15 protein-coding genes are annotated in these 13,918 nt (G+C 59.1%); 4 read left to right on the forward strand and 11 right to left on the reverse strand.

Translation table 11 applies throughout. From position 1 onward, the window contains the following. Positions 1 to 156 precede the first annotated feature (156 nt). The 3 genes from RT460_RS05890 to RT460_RS05900 all read right to left on the reverse strand — a co-directional run bounded on the left by RT460_RS05890 (position 157) and on the right by RT460_RS05900 (position 4,791). Positions 157 to 438: a hypothetical protein gene (locus tag RT460_RS05890; protein WP_313317725.1), complete on the reverse strand. Its 282-nt coding sequence runs from the start codon at positions 436 to 438 to the stop codon at positions 157 to 159. Between the two features lie 1,046 nt (positions 439 to 1,484). Next, positions 1,485 to 4,088, reverse strand: coding sequence for an XVIPCD domain-containing protein (locus RT460_RS05895; protein WP_313317726.1), 2,604 nt, complete (start codon positions 4,086 to 4,088; stop codon positions 1,485 to 1,487). 34 nt (positions 4,089 to 4,122) lie between these two features. After that, positions 4,123 to 4,791 carry a DUF1629 domain-containing protein gene (locus RT460_RS05900; protein ID WP_313317727.1) on the reverse strand — a complete coding sequence of 223 codons (669 nt, stop codon included), beginning with the start codon at positions 4,789 to 4,791 and terminating at the stop codon, positions 4,123 to 4,125. A 613-nt stretch (positions 4,792 to 5,404) separates the two neighbouring features. Here RT460_RS05900 and RT460_RS05905 point away from each other — a divergent pair. Together RT460_RS05905 and RT460_RS05910 are read left to right on the forward strand one after the other, a co-directional pair. After that, positions 5,405 to 5,752 (forward strand): VOC family protein, encoded by a 348-nt coding sequence (locus tag RT460_RS05905; protein ID WP_313317728.1) that lies wholly within the window; start codon positions 5,405 to 5,407, stop codon positions 5,750 to 5,752. A 22-nt stretch (positions 5,753 to 5,774) separates the two neighbouring features. Next, a complete protein-coding gene (locus RT460_RS05910; protein ID WP_313317729.1) occupies positions 5,775 to 6,179 on the forward strand; it encodes a DUF1232 domain-containing protein in 405 nt (134 codons plus the stop codon). A 21-nt stretch (positions 6,180 to 6,200) separates the two neighbouring features. Here the strand turns inward: RT460_RS05910 and RT460_RS05915 are convergent, their stop codons facing one another. From RT460_RS05915 to RT460_RS05935, 5 genes are all read right to left on the reverse strand, one after another. After that, positions 6,201 to 6,419 (reverse strand): hypothetical protein, encoded by a 219-nt coding sequence (locus tag RT460_RS05915; protein WP_313317731.1) that lies wholly within the window; start codon positions 6,417 to 6,419, stop codon positions 6,201 to 6,203. A gap of 144 nt (positions 6,420 to 6,563) precedes the next feature. Beyond that, the gene (locus RT460_RS05920) at positions 6,564 to 6,986 is read right to left on the reverse strand and encodes a low affinity iron permease family protein (RefSeq protein ID WP_313317732.1); all 423 of its coding nucleotides are present in this window, start codon (positions 6,984 to 6,986) and stop codon (positions 6,564 to 6,566) included. Between the two features lie 281 nt (positions 6,987 to 7,267). Continuing rightward, positions 7,268 to 7,726: a hemerythrin domain-containing protein gene (locus RT460_RS05925; protein ID WP_313317733.1), complete on the reverse strand. Its 459-nt coding sequence runs from the start codon at positions 7,724 to 7,726 to the stop codon at positions 7,268 to 7,270. 475 nt (positions 7,727 to 8,201) lie between these two features. Next, the gene (locus RT460_RS05930; RefSeq protein ID WP_313317734.1) at positions 8,202 to 8,564 is read right to left on the reverse strand and encodes a roadblock/LC7 domain-containing protein; all 363 of its coding nucleotides are present in this window, start codon (positions 8,562 to 8,564) and stop codon (positions 8,202 to 8,204) included. A gap of 172 nt (positions 8,565 to 8,736) precedes the next feature. Continuing rightward, positions 8,737 to 9,105, reverse strand: a complete 369-nt coding sequence (locus tag RT460_RS05935) for a hypothetical protein (protein WP_313317735.1) — start codon at positions 9,103 to 9,105, stop codon at positions 8,737 to 8,739. 877 nt (positions 9,106 to 9,982) lie between these two features. On the opposite strand from RT460_RS05935, the gene RT460_RS05940 reads away from it, so the two are divergent. Both RT460_RS05940 and RT460_RS05945 read left to right on the forward strand, forming a co-directional pair. Continuing rightward, a complete protein-coding gene (locus RT460_RS05940; protein ID WP_313317736.1) occupies positions 9,983 to 10,252 on the forward strand; it encodes a hypothetical protein in 270 nt (89 codons plus the stop codon). 143 nt (positions 10,253 to 10,395) lie between these two features. Continuing rightward, the gene (locus tag RT460_RS05945; protein ID WP_313317738.1) at positions 10,396 to 11,082 is read left to right on the forward strand and encodes a hypothetical protein; all 687 of its coding nucleotides are present in this window, start codon (positions 10,396 to 10,398) and stop codon (positions 11,080 to 11,082) included. Positions 11,083 to 11,697: 615 nt separating this feature from the next. Here the strand turns inward: RT460_RS05945 and RT460_RS05950 are convergent. Genes RT460_RS05950 through RT460_RS05960 form a run of 3 tightly spaced genes read right to left on the reverse strand, consistent with a single transcriptional unit; the run spans position 11,698 to position 13,599 of the window. After that, positions 11,698 to 12,318 carry a hypothetical protein gene (locus RT460_RS05950; protein ID WP_313317740.1) on the reverse strand — a complete coding sequence of 207 codons (621 nt, stop codon included), beginning with the start codon at positions 12,316 to 12,318 and terminating at the stop codon, positions 11,698 to 11,700. Between the two features lie 39 nt (positions 12,319 to 12,357). Next, complete coding sequence (locus RT460_RS05955) at positions 12,358 to 12,813, reverse strand: hypothetical protein (RefSeq protein ID WP_313317741.1); 456 nt, start codon at positions 12,811 to 12,813, stop codon at positions 12,358 to 12,360. Between the two features lie 45 nt (positions 12,814 to 12,858). Continuing rightward, positions 12,859 to 13,599 (reverse strand): hypothetical protein, encoded by a 741-nt coding sequence (locus RT460_RS05960; protein WP_313317742.1) that lies wholly within the window; start codon positions 13,597 to 13,599, stop codon positions 12,859 to 12,861. Positions 13,600 to 13,918: the final 319 nt, after the last annotated feature.

Consider the following 13,918-nt stretch of genomic DNA (forward strand, 5'->3'; position numbering starts at 1 on the left):
CCCGCAAAGGCGGAAATCGCTCCAGCGCGTCATTCCCGCGAAGGCGGGAATCGCTTCAGCGCGTCATTCCCGCGAAGGCGGGAATCGCTCTTGCTTGCCGACAACATGAGTCAAACGCCACAGGCCACACCAGCAGCATCCCGGAACGACCTGCAGTCAGTAGCCCATGTAGCTGTAAAGCCGCCCGCCTTTCTCGCGGATGTTCTCGCACTGCTCCGCAGCGCTCACGGCACTACTGGCGCGGTAAACCAAGCCTTCCATCCGGCATACCGCCTGGTATTCGTCCTGTCTGTTCAGCACCAGCTGCTCCAGTCTGGCACCAATCAGATGCAGCTCCAGCAACTTGTCCTTGCGCTCCTCCAACCGCAGGGAGAACGAGCAGAGAATCAGTTCCTGTGCCAGATCGTTGAAGCGGGTCCATAGGGACTCTTCGTTCATGACTCCCCCAGCACGGTGGTTGTCTGTCTGAAGTTTGGAAGCTTCCTATCGGGGGAAGCCCTATTCAAGGCGGTTTCTACCCTACAGCGTGTAGGTGTTTCCCTACTAATCGAGCAAGTGTGCTCTTACGTTTCGCTCCGCTGCCGAAACGGGCTGCGCGCACCAGGCAATCTGACCGTCGGGGACAATAGAACGTGATCAGGAAAACGGAGCTCTGATCAGCCCGCCGCCGATCATGATCAAACTGGCCTCACAGCGTGAATGTGCTTGAAAGCATAACCTGGCCATACGTAAACGACATAGTTTGATCAGCTCGACTTACCCCACCGAATCGGTGACTTATCTAGAGTAGACCTGGCGTCTGATTGACACCGATTATTCGCCCTGAATCCAACTGGCTGATCTAAAGAAGAAGAGGCTGGCCAGTCTCAAATCCCGCGTGCGCGCCGCCCGACAGTCGGCTGCTTTAGCCGTCAATGCCGAGCTGATCTAGCTCTAATTGCAAATCGGTCACGAGATACTCGAGCGCCAAGACCGGCAACGTTGGGACACCAAGGTCATTGATCATCTGGTAAATGATCTGCACGCCGCGTTCCCCGACATTCGAGGATTTTCGACCACAAGCCTTAAATATATGCGCCCTTTCGCGCAAGAGTGGAAACCTGAACGAATTGGTCAACAGCTTGTTGACCAATTGCCCTGAGGCCACAACGTGGTGCGTCTGAGCAAGCTAAGCACCCCGACAGAGCGGCTGTGGTATGCACAACAGGCGATCCGGGGGCTGGTCCCGCACCCCCTGGAAGCCAACATCCGCGACCAGCTCCAACAGCGGATAGGGGCCGCATCGACCGACTTCCAGCTGCGACTCCCCGCACCGAACTCCGAGGTGGCGCGCCAGACCCTGAAGGACCCGTCCCTGTTCGAATTCCGCGGGCTGGGAAACGAGGCCAATGAACGTGCCATCGAGACCGGCCTGATCGCCCACATCACCCAGCACTTCTACGAACCACATTGCGGTTTTCATCGACTGGTGACGTACTCGCGGGTTACAGCTTGTGCTGAGATCCGCGCTCCTGCTGCTCTGACTGCTGTCGTGTTAGGTCCTGCGCCTGCTGTCGCTCCTGCGACTGCTTGATGTCCTCAGCTTGTTGCAGGTTCTGCTGCGCCGGCTCCTGCGCCACCTGACGGCCGTCCACGTGCGCATGGAAGATGGGCCCTTTGTCCATTCCATATGGCGCGTAGACCGCGAAAACATTGTGAGCGCCATCCTTTCCTAAGCTGCCCGTGACGTGGTCGACCTGCTTTAGAAGGGGATCATTGGCCTGCTGCTTGTAGAGCGCTGCGGACACATTGCGGCTCTGCTCCTCATCCCATTTCCCCGTGCCAGAAACCCAGCTGTGTATCCGCATATAGGTGGCGTGGTCAGGGTGTTCCGGGGTGTCTGCTAATTGCGGCCCTTGGTTGCCCCGCTCATTTTGGGATGCAACCTCCTGTTCGGCAGGGCTTCCTGACCCGCTGACGGTAATGCCGGCCAACGAGGTCACCGGTGTTTGTGCGGGCGTGGCCAATTCCTGTTTGGCCTGGCGAAGCTCCTCGCTTGTGGTGAACGCAACTTCCCGCGCCACGCCATTGGGGCCCACTTGATAGTGCACGATAGGGCTGTCGTAACCGTAGCTTCCCCGCTCATCTGGTTTCAGTGCTTGCATGGTTTGGCCCGTGACACCGGCTGCTGCCAGGGTACGTTTGGAAGCCAACTCTACTGCGTCCATATTGTGCTGCTGTGCGTTCAGATTGATTCCCGCCACTTGATAGCGGTGCAGCAGGTCGCTGCGATCGCGCTGCTCTTGGGAGGGTGATGGGAGTGCTTGAATGGCCGCCAACTGCTCCTGTGACCGCTCGAGCGAAGGTTGGCGCAGCCGTTGTGTCACGTCCAGTTCAAGCGCCATATTGCCAGTGGCTGGGCCGTGAGTTCCCACCCACTGGCCACCGTGGGTTTGCTGGTAGGTGGCGTCATCACTCCCTTGAACGCGGTCGGGCTTCGCGCGCGCATATTCCACCGCCGAGGGGACGTCTACCCCATAGTCCCGGGCACGCTGTATTGCGCTGGCTTCCAGATACGCCTGGGACAATCCTTCGCGCCCATTGGCGATATTGTCCTCGACACGCTCAATGGACTGCTGATTCAAGCGTCTGGTTTGCTCTGCGTTCGCTGTTTCAACCGGGAAATCGACGGATGGGTTGATCCCGCGAGCATCCAGCCGGCTGTGCCGCTCCCATGCTTCGGTATCAGGATTTCGGCGCCAGTTCGGGTTGTCCATACCCACCTGGCCACCGGCGGCGGCTGGAAGGTCAAACGGATCCTTCGGTTTGGGGGCCTTCGCGAGTGCGTATTCGATGGCGGTGGCATTGGCCTTCGCGCTGAGTTCCATGGAGGTTTCGTAGTCCGCTACCACCGGCGTGAGTTTTACTCCCGGCGCCAGCTTCAAGGACTCGGTGTCGTCCCGGGTCGTTGCGAACGCTTCCTGCCGTTCCCAATTCTTCCCGTCGTACTTCCAGTTCACGCCTGCGCGGTCAGTTTGGTTATAGATCTGGTGGCTGTCCCAGTGGTCCACCGCCTTGTCAAAGGCCTTACTGACCAAGACGGCTTCGCCCATGACCGCGGCCGCCGGCAAGAATCCGGAGGTACCACCCAGGGTCATGGACATAGCAGCACCGCCGGTCCAAGCGCCCATGCCGCTTGCAATGCCGTGGGCAACTTCCGACTTGGCCACCGTGTCGTTGCCCTGTTCTGCCAGCTCTTTGGCACGGTTTGCTGTCAGGATTGCGGAAGCACCGGTGGCCAGCAGACCTCCCTGCCGAACGAGCGTCCGGGCAGAGCCGTCGCCGACGAGCATCTCCAGGGTTGCGAAGCCCTTCTGGCCACGTGGCCCACGCAGTGACGCTGCAGCTTCTGCTCCCAACACATTCTCGACCACCTGGATGCCGCCGGGGGACATGGTCACCCTTCCAGAGCTGTGCGCGTTGCTGATCGCTTGACCCAGTGCGGTACGCTGCAAGTCGGCGTTGCCACCTTTAGTCAGGCTATGGGGCGACTGGTGCATGTAGCCCAGCAGCGTGACGATTCGGCCTTCCGAGTGCGTGACCGTGAGGTAGCTACGATCGAGGGGAGAAAGTGACTTCAGCGCCCCGATTTGGCCTGCATGAGCATGGCCATATGCATCAATGTTCTGGTTGAAATACTGCGTGCGCTTGCGAATGTCGTCGCCATTCGCTCCGAGCGGCGTGTTGGTGTACAGGTCACCATTGACCAAGCCGATGGTCATCGTGTCGCCAAGCCGGTGCACCTTCCCCGCCATCCGATCCAGTGCCTGGTCATTGCCGGACAATGCGTCCATTCCGTCGCGGGTTAGCTTGAGCTTCTCCAGCTGCAAGGCGATGCCGTCTTGATAGTCACCTATTGGCCCACCGCCGTGTGGGGAAACGCCAAAGGCGGTTGCCAGTGCCTGGTCCCTTGGCATGTAAAGCAGATTCTCCGCCGCGTGCTTCCTTACGCGACCGGTGTCCACCAAAGCGTCCAAGAGCTCGTCGTTGCCAAAGGACTGTTGCTCAAGAACGTGGTGCAGGCGAAGAATTGGGTCATTGCGTGGCATGTCATTCCCTCATCCCTGAAACCATGACGTCACCTCAGATATCAGCTGCATCCTTGAAGCGCAGCCCTCGAGAGGCATCTGGCCCGCCAATTCCTGCGCTCCAGACTGCATTGCGCAGGTGGCGATCGCAGAAGGTCAGGCTTCCCGAAAATGGGGTATGAAATACGTGCGCCTGACCGATCACGTCCTTACGAAACGCCAAACTCGCGCCGCCGGTCAGGTCGTAAATCTTCCCCGTTGGGTACTCGTCACTGACAAGAACCTGCATCGTTGACGCGCCTTCATCCACCGCGTCCAATACGCGCGCAACCTCGCAAAGGTAGTAAGGGGAGAGGGCAGAGCCGTCCGGCGCGCGGTAGTCGCATTCGACAAACTTGAATCCATCCGGATCCACCTGCTCGAATACCAACTTCAGGCGCTCGGAGACCAGCCAGTAGCCGCTCATGCCCCCTTCGAGGTCTTCCGGCGGATCCCCCTTCTTTGGGGAATACACTAGCCGGGGGACCGAGGCCAGATGAGGGAAGCCACCGCCTTCAGGACGCAGGATGAGTCGCGGCGGGGTGAGCAACTCCTTCACATTCTCAAATACCACGCCGTGCCCCCGGCCAGGTCGGGTGGTGTCGGGCCGCAACCAGAAGAATTCACCACGCTTTGGGCTATTCGGTTCCATTGAGGTTGACTCTCCTCTTGTCCTTAGGTCCATGTACCTACGATAGCCTGTTGTTCTACCGGGCAGGCTGTGGAAGTCGCTAGATGCAACGAGCCTGTTCCATTCGACAACGCGAGCATGCAGCTCTCTGCTGCATGGCACTCCTCCTACTCCATCGTGGGGCTTAACTGAAGTGTCCGCGTTAGCGGGGTAGAACCCGTCGCAGGCATGTGAGGTAGCACGGCCACCAGCGCACTGTCGTGTAACGCCGCACGTTGCAGTCTCGGTGCTGCGGCACACATGTCGCGTTGCGAGAGGTCACCCATGAGCACCCCGACACCCATCGATCCGAATGCCCCGAAGCAACCGGGCCGCCCCGATCCCAGCCGCGATCCCAGCAATCCTGACCGGCCTAACCCGGATATGCCGGACCAGGGAAACCCCGATATACCCGGGCGTGACCCCGATGATCCCAATCGCGAGCAGAAGAGCCGTTGAGCGAACGCCCAATGCTGGCGTGCGACCGTCGAAGGTAGCCCGGCGGCGCACGCAAGGTTTGTAGTCGGCGCGTTCATGCAGAATCCGCAACGGCGGTGCATTGTTGGACTTGCCATTAACATCCCGGCAGGGATGATTGGGGCCTGGTCACTACACGGGGAGCAGCTGGATGAGGGTCAAACGCATCGTCGCCACCGTGGCAGCTGCCGATCCTTCCGCAGCGGACAGCTTCTACCGGGAAATTCTCGGTCTGGAACTGGCCATGGATCGCGGTTGGATACGCTCCTATGTTGGCGCCAGCCAATCCGTGCAGATCGGGTTTGCCAGCGAAGGCGGGTCCGGCACCCCAGTACCCGACCTGTCGGTGGAGGTTGATGACCTTGATGAGGCCCTGCGCAGGGTGCAGCAGCACGGGCTGACCCCGGAGTACGGCCCCGTGCTCGAGCCTTGGGGCGTGCGGCGGTTCTACGTGCGCGATCCTTTGGGCAAGCTGGTCAACATCCTGCAGCACGCCTGAGTCGATTGCCGCCAGGCTGCGCATGAACCGCTTCAGCATGCGCAACGCGTTGTCGCGGTTGCGGGCGTGGGCCCAAGCACTGAAACGTCAGGCCTTGGTCGTGTATTTCATCGCCCGCGACCCAGCAACGCCCACCTGCGTACGCTTGCTGGCGTTGCTGATTGCTGCCTATGCCTTCAGCCCAATCGATCTGATTCCGGATTTCATCCCGGTACTGGGCTATCTGGACGATCTGCTGATCGTGCCATTGGGGCTGGCGCTGGTGATGCGCCTGGTCCCACCGGCCGTGCTGGCCTCGGCGAGGCAGCGGGCCGAGGCGTTTGCGCAGCGCCCCAGCAGCCGGACCGCTGCGGTGGTGATCGTGCTGCTGTGGCTGGGCGCGTTGGCGCTCACGGCGTTCTGCGTGCGACGCGCAATGCCGCGGTAGATGCGGCGCAGGGCGAGCGGCCTAGAGATAGTGGGGGTCTTTGACCGCACCCAGACGCACCGCTGCCTGCAGCAGTTCGTTGGCAACCTGCCGCGGGCATCCAGTTCGAAACGAAGCCGCATCCATGATCGCCTGGTAGGTATCCCAGAATCCCGCGCTTGTCCCGTACTGCACGTAGGCCGCGTGCAGCTCATTCCACTCCATAGCCGTAATGTGGCGCCCGATATAAGCCATATCCACCAACATTCCCGAGTTGGCGGCAAAATTATCGAGTAGCTGGTCACGGTCATGTAAAGAGCTGCGTCACTACATGAATGTGCGTTAATTCAAGCTTTGTGGAAGCGGCTTCGGCGGAAGTCCGCCGGGTGCGGCAGTAGTAGATCCCTACCTGGATGCCGGGGTTTGGTCATTTGGCATGCACCGCGATTTCTTCGCCTGTGCGGCAGCGGCTGTCTCGGCCAGTGCCTCGTAGCGACGCCTGATCTCCTCCAGGCGTGCGTCATCAAGTTCCTCCAGGTTGAGCAGTTCGTTGTTTGCTTCCTTGCTGGCGCGTATCAGTTCATCCAGTTTGATCTGCAGCGCTGCCGAATCCACGTTCTGCGTGTGCTGGATCAGGAACACCATCAGGAAGGTGACAATCGTGGTGCCGGTATTGATGACCAGCTGCCAGGTATCGTTGAACTGGAAGAGGGGGCCGGTAGCGCCCCAGACCACAATCACCGCCAGCGCAACGATGAACGCCCCCAGCGAACCTGCGGAGCGCGCCACCTTGCCGGCCAGCTTGTTGAACATGTCGACGATGTGCATTGCTGTATCTCCAAGGGGAGACTGCCGTGTTCTGCTTCAGCGAGGACGCGGGCAGGGCACGTAGCACGCGCGCCCATGGCGCCATGTCATTGCGACGGATTACAGATTATTAATCGCTCGTCGCTTACCGTAAGCCACCAGCCACGCGTGCCCTCTTGCTTGGAATGCCTTTGGGCGGACAAGGAGGGGCGCTGGTTGGACCAGATACCGAACCTGCACGAGCGCAGACAGGCGGGGCACACCGCCGGCGCCATGCGCGGCGCGGACCTGCCTGCCTGCCTTCACTCTGCACTCAGTGCCTTGTGCATGCGCTGGAAATCTTTCCGGTACTGCGCGGCCAAGCGCGCTTTCTGGGTTTCGCTGAGGATTTTCCCGGAGACCTGGAAGAACTTCTTCTCCTCCTCACGCAAATGGTGGTGCACCTTCTCAGACAGCTTGCGGGCCTTGGCCAGCCAGCCAGCGCCGGTTTTCCGGACGACCTGCATGTCCTCGATGATCTCGTCGATCTCGTGATGCTCATGCAGTGCGTGGCGGGAGGAATCCAGGCCAGCGTCATGCATCAGGATGGGCGCGTAGAGGAAGCGTTCCTCCGCTGCAGCATGGGCTGCCAGTTCGATCCGCAACAGTGAGAACAGTTCCTGCCGGCGTTCGGTATGCGGCTGCGAGCGCAGCAGCTTGCGGCACAGGGAGCGCTGCCGGTCATGGCTTTCGCGCAGCGCGGTATAGATATTGTCCTTCATGGCTACCTGCCGGTGTGCGGTAAGCCGATTCTGTCCCCGGGCAACGTGATGGTGCCGTGCACTGCCGCAGCCACGGACGGGGTAGGGCGACTTTATCGACAGGGCGTGCCGGGATGACCGGCGCATATTCCACAGCGCAGAGCGCTGCAAATCTTGATCGACGTAGCAGCACCACCAGGAGGATCCTGCCAGAGCTGACGTGGTGTCTTCACAGCTTGCAATCTCTCTGCTTGGCGCAAGGCTTCCTTGGCCATTGCGGGGAGCAACCGGATCGCGAGGCCCCAGCCTCGATAATGGGCTGGCAGATATTCAAGAAGCGCGCATCACTGCCGAACGCTAGGCATGCGGCGTGCAGCTGATGCCATCTGCTGGACGATAGGCAACGCCCCGCTATGGCAGGGAAGCCATGCCAACAAGGCGGACAGGCAAGCCCGGTTCAACCGGGTTTGCCCATGCAGATCGCTGAAGCGCGATCTCACTTGAAATCGAGGGTCTGTTCAAACGCCTTCAGTTCATGGCGTGCCATGGCCAGGTTGGCCCTGGAACGGTCCAGCACGACATAAAGGAACAGGTCCTGATTGCTCTCCAACGGGCGGATCAGGTGGTACTGCTTGGACAGGGTGATCAGCACATCATCGATCGCATCGGTGATGCCGAGCGAGGCGGCAGCGCGGCGCTTTGCGCGCACCACTTCGGTGTTCCCAGCGGCGGCCACTTCCATGTTGAGCGAACCACCGCCCAGCAGGCCAAGTGCCATGCCGCTATTGGTGTCCACCAGCGCGGCGCCAATGAAGCCTTCCAGCTCGTTCAGTTTGTTGAGTTTGACGTTTCCAGCCATGTTTCGATTCTCTAGGTCCAGGGATTGCGGCGCCTCGGGGACAGTCTCCTTATGGCGTCGCGGCCGGAGTCTAGAAATCAACGGAAGTTGCCGTCACTCACCAACTTTCTCAAAAGATCTCACTTGCTCTCAATCAGCATCGGCGCGCATTCATCTGGCGCGCTGGCCGGGCTCAGGATGCGACCGTATAGGCCAGCAGGCGCTTGCCCGCCATGTTCAGGATCTTGTTGAGCAGCTCGACGTCGGTGGGCTGGGAGAGGTTGATGGCGTTGCTGATGGCGGTCTTTTCCAGACCCAGCGCCGACGCCACCGAAGCGGGGTTCAAGCCGCCGGCGAACATCTCATTGATGACCATGACCTTCATGGCTTCGCCGGCCGAAAGACGGACGAAGAAAGTCGAGGAGGGCTTTGCCTTTGGTGTGGGAATAGGCGTGCGCGTCCGCGCCTGTTTGGCAATGCTTGCCAACAAGGCGGCTTTCAGTTCAACCAACGGATCCTGCTTGACGGCAACAGAGACCTCCGGCCAATCCACCAGCGACACCGTCAGTCGCCCTTGCATAGTCCTCACACGGACTGCGTATATGAACATCCCTAGATCGCGCCGACTGCCCGGCTTGAATTTAGCAAAAAAAATGTGAAGAAATTCCCTGAGGGCCTTCACATTTCGGCGGAGGCCGAGGAAATTTTATGCGGGCGTCGGCGGGTCGCTACCTGCCCCGAAGCGTCTCTTCCAGCTGCACCCCCGACGGGTTGTTCGGCAGGGCCAGGCTGATAGGCCAGCCTGGCACGGGCGTCGCCGAGCAAATGGGCAGGGCTCTGGGAAAGAATGGCGACGCAGGTATGAGCGAGGTGGGTTGATCGGCGCAGGCGATGATCCAGTATCAACATATGCGGGTCCCGCAAGTCATTGAACGCATCAAGAGAGCGCGCATCTTTCGGCAAGGATCCGTGATCTCTGCAATGGCATCGGTCAACAATAAATGGATGCCCCAGGCGTTGTCTTCCCGTTGGCATGCTGCGGCACTCAGCACGTTTGCGCATGCAGCGGAGGTCAATGCGCGGGGCCATGTTGCGGCGACGATGGAATCGTCTCGATCCGTGTTTGCTGCTCGCGATGCATGCCGGTGTCTGGTTGCAATGAATAGGGATGAGTCGAAGAAATACTGATGCTGCAGCTGGTGAAACAGCTCGCGTATTCACTATCCATCGGTCTCCTTGTTTGAGAACGAATTGCTAAAACAGCGTGGTAAATCCGTGCTTTGATCCTGCACTTTGGCCACTGTGTTCAGGCGGCATCGCCGCTGCTCGCCACCGCTTCACTGCTCATTTACGTACGCCAACGTCAGCTGAAAGCGTGTTGCGACCTTGGTGAAAAAGGCCGCTATATTCCAGCTTCCCCAGACAAAGGAGGGAGTGGAATGATTATGACCAAGCAGCATTGGGTAATGGCACGCACGCTCGGTGTGGCGATCGTTGCCACCATGGGTCTTGCATCTTGTGCGACCTACAAAGACGAGTTCGCAGGGATCAACTCACGCCTCGATACACTCGACACAAAGGTGCAGGGCGCCGCACAGAGCGCTGAATCCGCCAATCAATCCGCACAGCAGGCCAATCAACGGCTGGATCAAATTGAAGGCCGCGTCCAGCAGCTCGAAAGCGCGCCACGTCGCACGCCCCGCGGCTGATAGTGGCGTTCGTGACGAACGTCTGAGTCCCGGATCCAGTGGCCGTCTGGCCACTGGTTTCCTTTTCGTCATGCAGCATTGATTCGAGGAACCGTCCTATCCGTACGTACTCATACAGTGCACTCCGAGCTGCGTGTGGCGCGTTGGCGTTGGCAATGGCCTTCACCAGCATCGACATGGCCAGTGCCGAGGACGCAGTTGCACAACCGGTCGCTGCCGTCGATGAGCTGCCGCCCGGCCAAGAGGTGTCCGATACCGTGATTGAACTGGCGGGCTGGGTTGTTGCAAGCAAGGACAACCAGGGCTATCCGTTCGCGATCATGGACAAGGCGGCGGCACAGATACTGGTGTTCGGCGGCGACGGTCGGCTTCGTGGCGCGGCACCGGGACTATTCGGCTCGGCAGCTGGCGATCACACGGCTCCCGGTGTAGCCGGCCTCGCGCTGCGCGAGATTCCCGGGCGGGATCGCACGACGCCTGCCGGGCGCTTTATCGGTGGCTTCGGCCCATCTATTGATGCAGGGCGCGTGCTATGGGTGGATTACGAATCGGCAGTATCCATCCATCCCACCGCTACCGGCGTCCCAGCAGAACGGCGCGTCGAACGGCTTGCCTCGCCGTCGCCTGATGACAATCGCGTCACGCACGGCTGCATCAACCTGTCGCCGGCGTTCTACAAGCAGATAGTCGCCCCGACGTTCGAGCGTGGCGGCGTGTTCTACATCCTGCCGGACTCGGCATCGTTGGCGGAGACCTTCCCGGACTTCGCACAAAGTCGCGAGACTGCGCAGCGCAAGGATGGGAAGCGTGGTCGATCCGCTCATCGGTGATGGGAAGGAGCCAGAGATTCGCGTCAGTTCCGGGTTTCTGTAAGGCGTGCCGCGAGCTGGATCGGTGACGGCAAACCTCAGGTGGCTTATCGAGAACTCGACTTTCTGGGGCTGGATCAATTGGGTGGCCATTGCGAAATCCATTTGTGACGCGTTGCAGCGGGATTGTGCTGGGCGTCTGTCCTACGCTGCGGCTGCCTGAATTGTCAGGCTATGGAGGGCTACTTCATGAGGCAGTTGATCAAAAAAGTGATCGCAGTTTCGGTACTCACTATGGCTGTGGCGGGGGGAATGGCCTCTGCGGCAAATTGCACCACTACTTGCATCCAGAAGCGCGAGGCCTGCATGGCTGCAACTGGCGATCCGGAACACTGCATAGCGATGTTTAAGGTATGCATGGAGGGCTGCGGCGCCTGACCTAGCTGCAGTACCGATCTAGAAAAGCCCCGTGATGCGGGGCTTTTTACTGGCGCTTCTCCCGCTGAATCCCGGCCCGGGACTTCGGGGGTTCCTTACTCGGTTTTCGTCCAGTCCTTCACTTCAAAGCCCTGCTTTCCGTATCGTTGGGCGGAGGATAACAGGGGGCTTGGCGGACTGCCTGTGAGCCGAGGAGGCTCAGTCCGGTGGGAGGTGCAAGACATATCCCGGGTTTATTTCGAGCAACTGAAGGTTTGGAAAGTCCGGATCAGACTTTGAGGCGTCGAACTTCGTGCCTGAGGCGTGCGAGATATGCGCCTGAACGTGCCCGAACATCCCCCCAAGGTGAGCAGCCAAACGCAAGAATCGTTCTCTCGAGCTCTTCGCCCAGTCGAGGTTAAGGCAGGTTCTGAACCAACCTGGGGTCAGATCAGGATGGTTCAAGTATTCTTCTGCCTCCTCTGCTGAAGCAGTGAACGTAACTTCCATGCGCTCCGGCTTCCCGTGTGCAAGTTTGTCGCGAATAGAGAAGACCTCAACTGCAAAATCGAGCGGGGCCATGCCCCAGTCGCACGATCGACCTGTTGCGTCGTGAAGACGCTCAATTTTCTGTTTCCAAGGGTTACGCTCTTTCCACCCGGGCAGGGCATAGCCCAAGTGATTGACGTAGGCCTCAATACTGAAAGCGGTAAAGACGATCAGTGGCATGACTTCCTCGCTCTGAAGAGAGCCACCCTCCAAACGCTTGTAAATGAGGCCGAGCGCCTGCACGGCTGGTCCGTGTGCAGTGAATTCCCGGTACACCGTGTATTTGCCCATCATGGCTTCCTGTAGTTGTCCGCACTCACTCTTTGTCAGCTACTTAGCCTTCTTCGCCGGCTTCTTCACTTCGGGCCGCTTCGGCAGCTCGCGGTAGACGTTGGAGCCGTGAACTTCCTTCCGGGCCTTGGCCACTTGGAGTTCCAGCAGCTCGTCGTGGAGAGGTTGGATCTTGGCCCAGCGCTGAAATCCGATCAGGGCAAAGGTCCATCCAATGCCAAAGATCAGCACTAGGGCCCCCGTGCCAACCTGACGATTGCTCGCAACGATGTCTATGCGCTTCTCATAGACGGACATCATGTCCTTTCCGACATCGGTCTTGTCAGTGCCGTCCTTTCCGATCGCGAACATCATCTCAGCTACGGTAAAAATTTCGTCGTTCGAGCTCTTGTGAATCACAAAGAGCCCGACCATTGCTGCGACGATCAGCGCCAGTCCGAAGGTGGCGAGGAACTTGTAGAGATTGTCGGTAGGAATCGGAACGTTCGGCTGCATCCGTGTTGCTCCTGTTAGCTAAGCTCACACAGTACGACTGCGGGGCTAGTTGTTGAGCCCAATCGCATTGCGCGGATCGTTGGTTGGTTTGACTTGATACTGGGATAGGATCAACGACTTAGCTCGTGCGGCAGAATCCACAACGAGATTGCAATCTTTGATAATTCTTTTCGTTGTGCGCTGAGCTTCAATATGCCCCGCTCCAGAGTTTAAGGAAGCATTTACGGCCAGCATTGCGCTTGTCTGTGCTTGCAGAACGTTGGAAAGTAAGCTCGTTGCTGCTTCATACGATGGCTCATTTAGAAGCTCGATCCGGGAGAACGCGTGGACTGATGCAATAAATGCTTGTGTTCGAATGTTCTCGATCAGGGAGATTAGGGCCGTCCTCTCTTCGCTCAATAGATGGGCTCCTTCTCCCTGGAATTCAATTCCTGTAAGGACGTGGGCGACAGACGAATGAATCCTAGACTCGCCTTCGATGGCAAAAATGAGCCACGTCGCCGCCTTCTGGATCTGCTCCCGCTGAGCGGCCTTATGTTCTAGCTCTGCTTGTCTTGAAGCATGTCTAGTCCGTCTGTGCTGAACTTCTCCAAGTGCGATCGCAACTGCAATTGCTATTACTGAAAAAATGGCTTGCACCCATGCGGCCTGAACGGTGAGAGCGTTCTCGTGCTCTAGCCAAGTTGGGTCTGCGAACTCACGGTGAGAGCTTAACCACGCAAGGCCGAATCCGGTTCCAACGATGGCTAGACAAAGGAGCACATAGAGCCAATAGCGAATGTTCATGAAATCCCCCTGTTTCCGAGCGCAGAATGGTAAACGGTTTGGGAAGGTGCGTCTGCTCCCGGCTAGGTGCAGATTATCAGCGGCGCTGGCGCTCCCATCATCATGAGTGGTGGCATCCTCCGGTTTAATGCTGACAACACGTATGCGTTCGGGACTGCAAGTTTTCGCGCATCTGTGCTCTATGCGGGCACTGGCACGATCAACACCTCAGACGCGCGCGAGAAAACTCCGGTTCGTCCATTCACTCCTGCCGAGCTTGCGGCAGCTGTAATGACCCACCGCTTTCTGCTCAGGTCACGCGGTTAATGTAGCGGCATAG

It is taken from the genome of Stenotrophomonas sp. (genome assembly GCF_032061965.1).
In the GTDB taxonomy this organism is placed as follows: Bacteria; Pseudomonadota; Gammaproteobacteria; order Xanthomonadales; family Xanthomonadaceae; genus Stenotrophomonas.

Excerpts from the sequence above, each read along its gene's own strand:
- RT460_RS05890 (WP_313317725.1), bottom strand. The coding sequence starts at position 438 with ATGAACGAAGAGTCCCTATGGACCCGCTTCAACGATCTGGCACAGGAA.
- RT460_RS05895 (WP_313317726.1), bottom strand. The coding sequence starts at position 4,088 with ATGCCACGCAATGACCCAATTCTTCGCCTGCACCACGTTCTTGAGCAA.
- RT460_RS05900 (WP_313317727.1), bottom strand. The coding sequence starts at position 4,791 with ATGGACCTAAGGACAAGAGGAGAGTCAACCTCAATGGAACCGAATAGC.
- RT460_RS05905 (WP_313317728.1), top strand. The coding sequence starts at position 5,405 with ATGAGGGTCAAACGCATCGTCGCCACCGTGGCAGCTGCCGATCCTTCC.
- RT460_RS05910 (WP_313317729.1), top strand. The coding sequence starts at position 5,775 with ATGAACCGCTTCAGCATGCGCAACGCGTTGTCGCGGTTGCGGGCGTGG.
- RT460_RS05920 (WP_313317732.1), bottom strand. The coding sequence starts at position 6,986 with ATGCACATCGTCGACATGTTCAACAAGCTGGCCGGCAAGGTGGCGCGC.
- RT460_RS05925 (WP_313317733.1), bottom strand. The coding sequence starts at position 7,726 with ATGAAGGACAATATCTATACCGCGCTGCGCGAAAGCCATGACCGGCAG.
- RT460_RS05930 (WP_313317734.1), bottom strand. The coding sequence starts at position 8,564 with ATGGCTGGAAACGTCAAACTCAACAAACTGAACGAGCTGGAAGGCTTC.
- RT460_RS05940 (WP_313317736.1), top strand. The coding sequence starts at position 9,983 with ATGATTATGACCAAGCAGCATTGGGTAATGGCACGCACGCTCGGTGTG.
- RT460_RS05950 (WP_313317740.1), bottom strand. The coding sequence starts at position 12,318 with ATGGGCAAATACACGGTGTACCGGGAATTCACTGCACACGGACCAGCC.
- RT460_RS05955 (WP_313317741.1), bottom strand. The coding sequence starts at position 12,813 with ATGCAGCCGAACGTTCCGATTCCTACCGACAATCTCTACAAGTTCCTC.
- RT460_RS05960 (WP_313317742.1), bottom strand. The coding sequence starts at position 13,599 with ATGAACATTCGCTATTGGCTCTATGTGCTCCTTTGTCTAGCCATCGTT.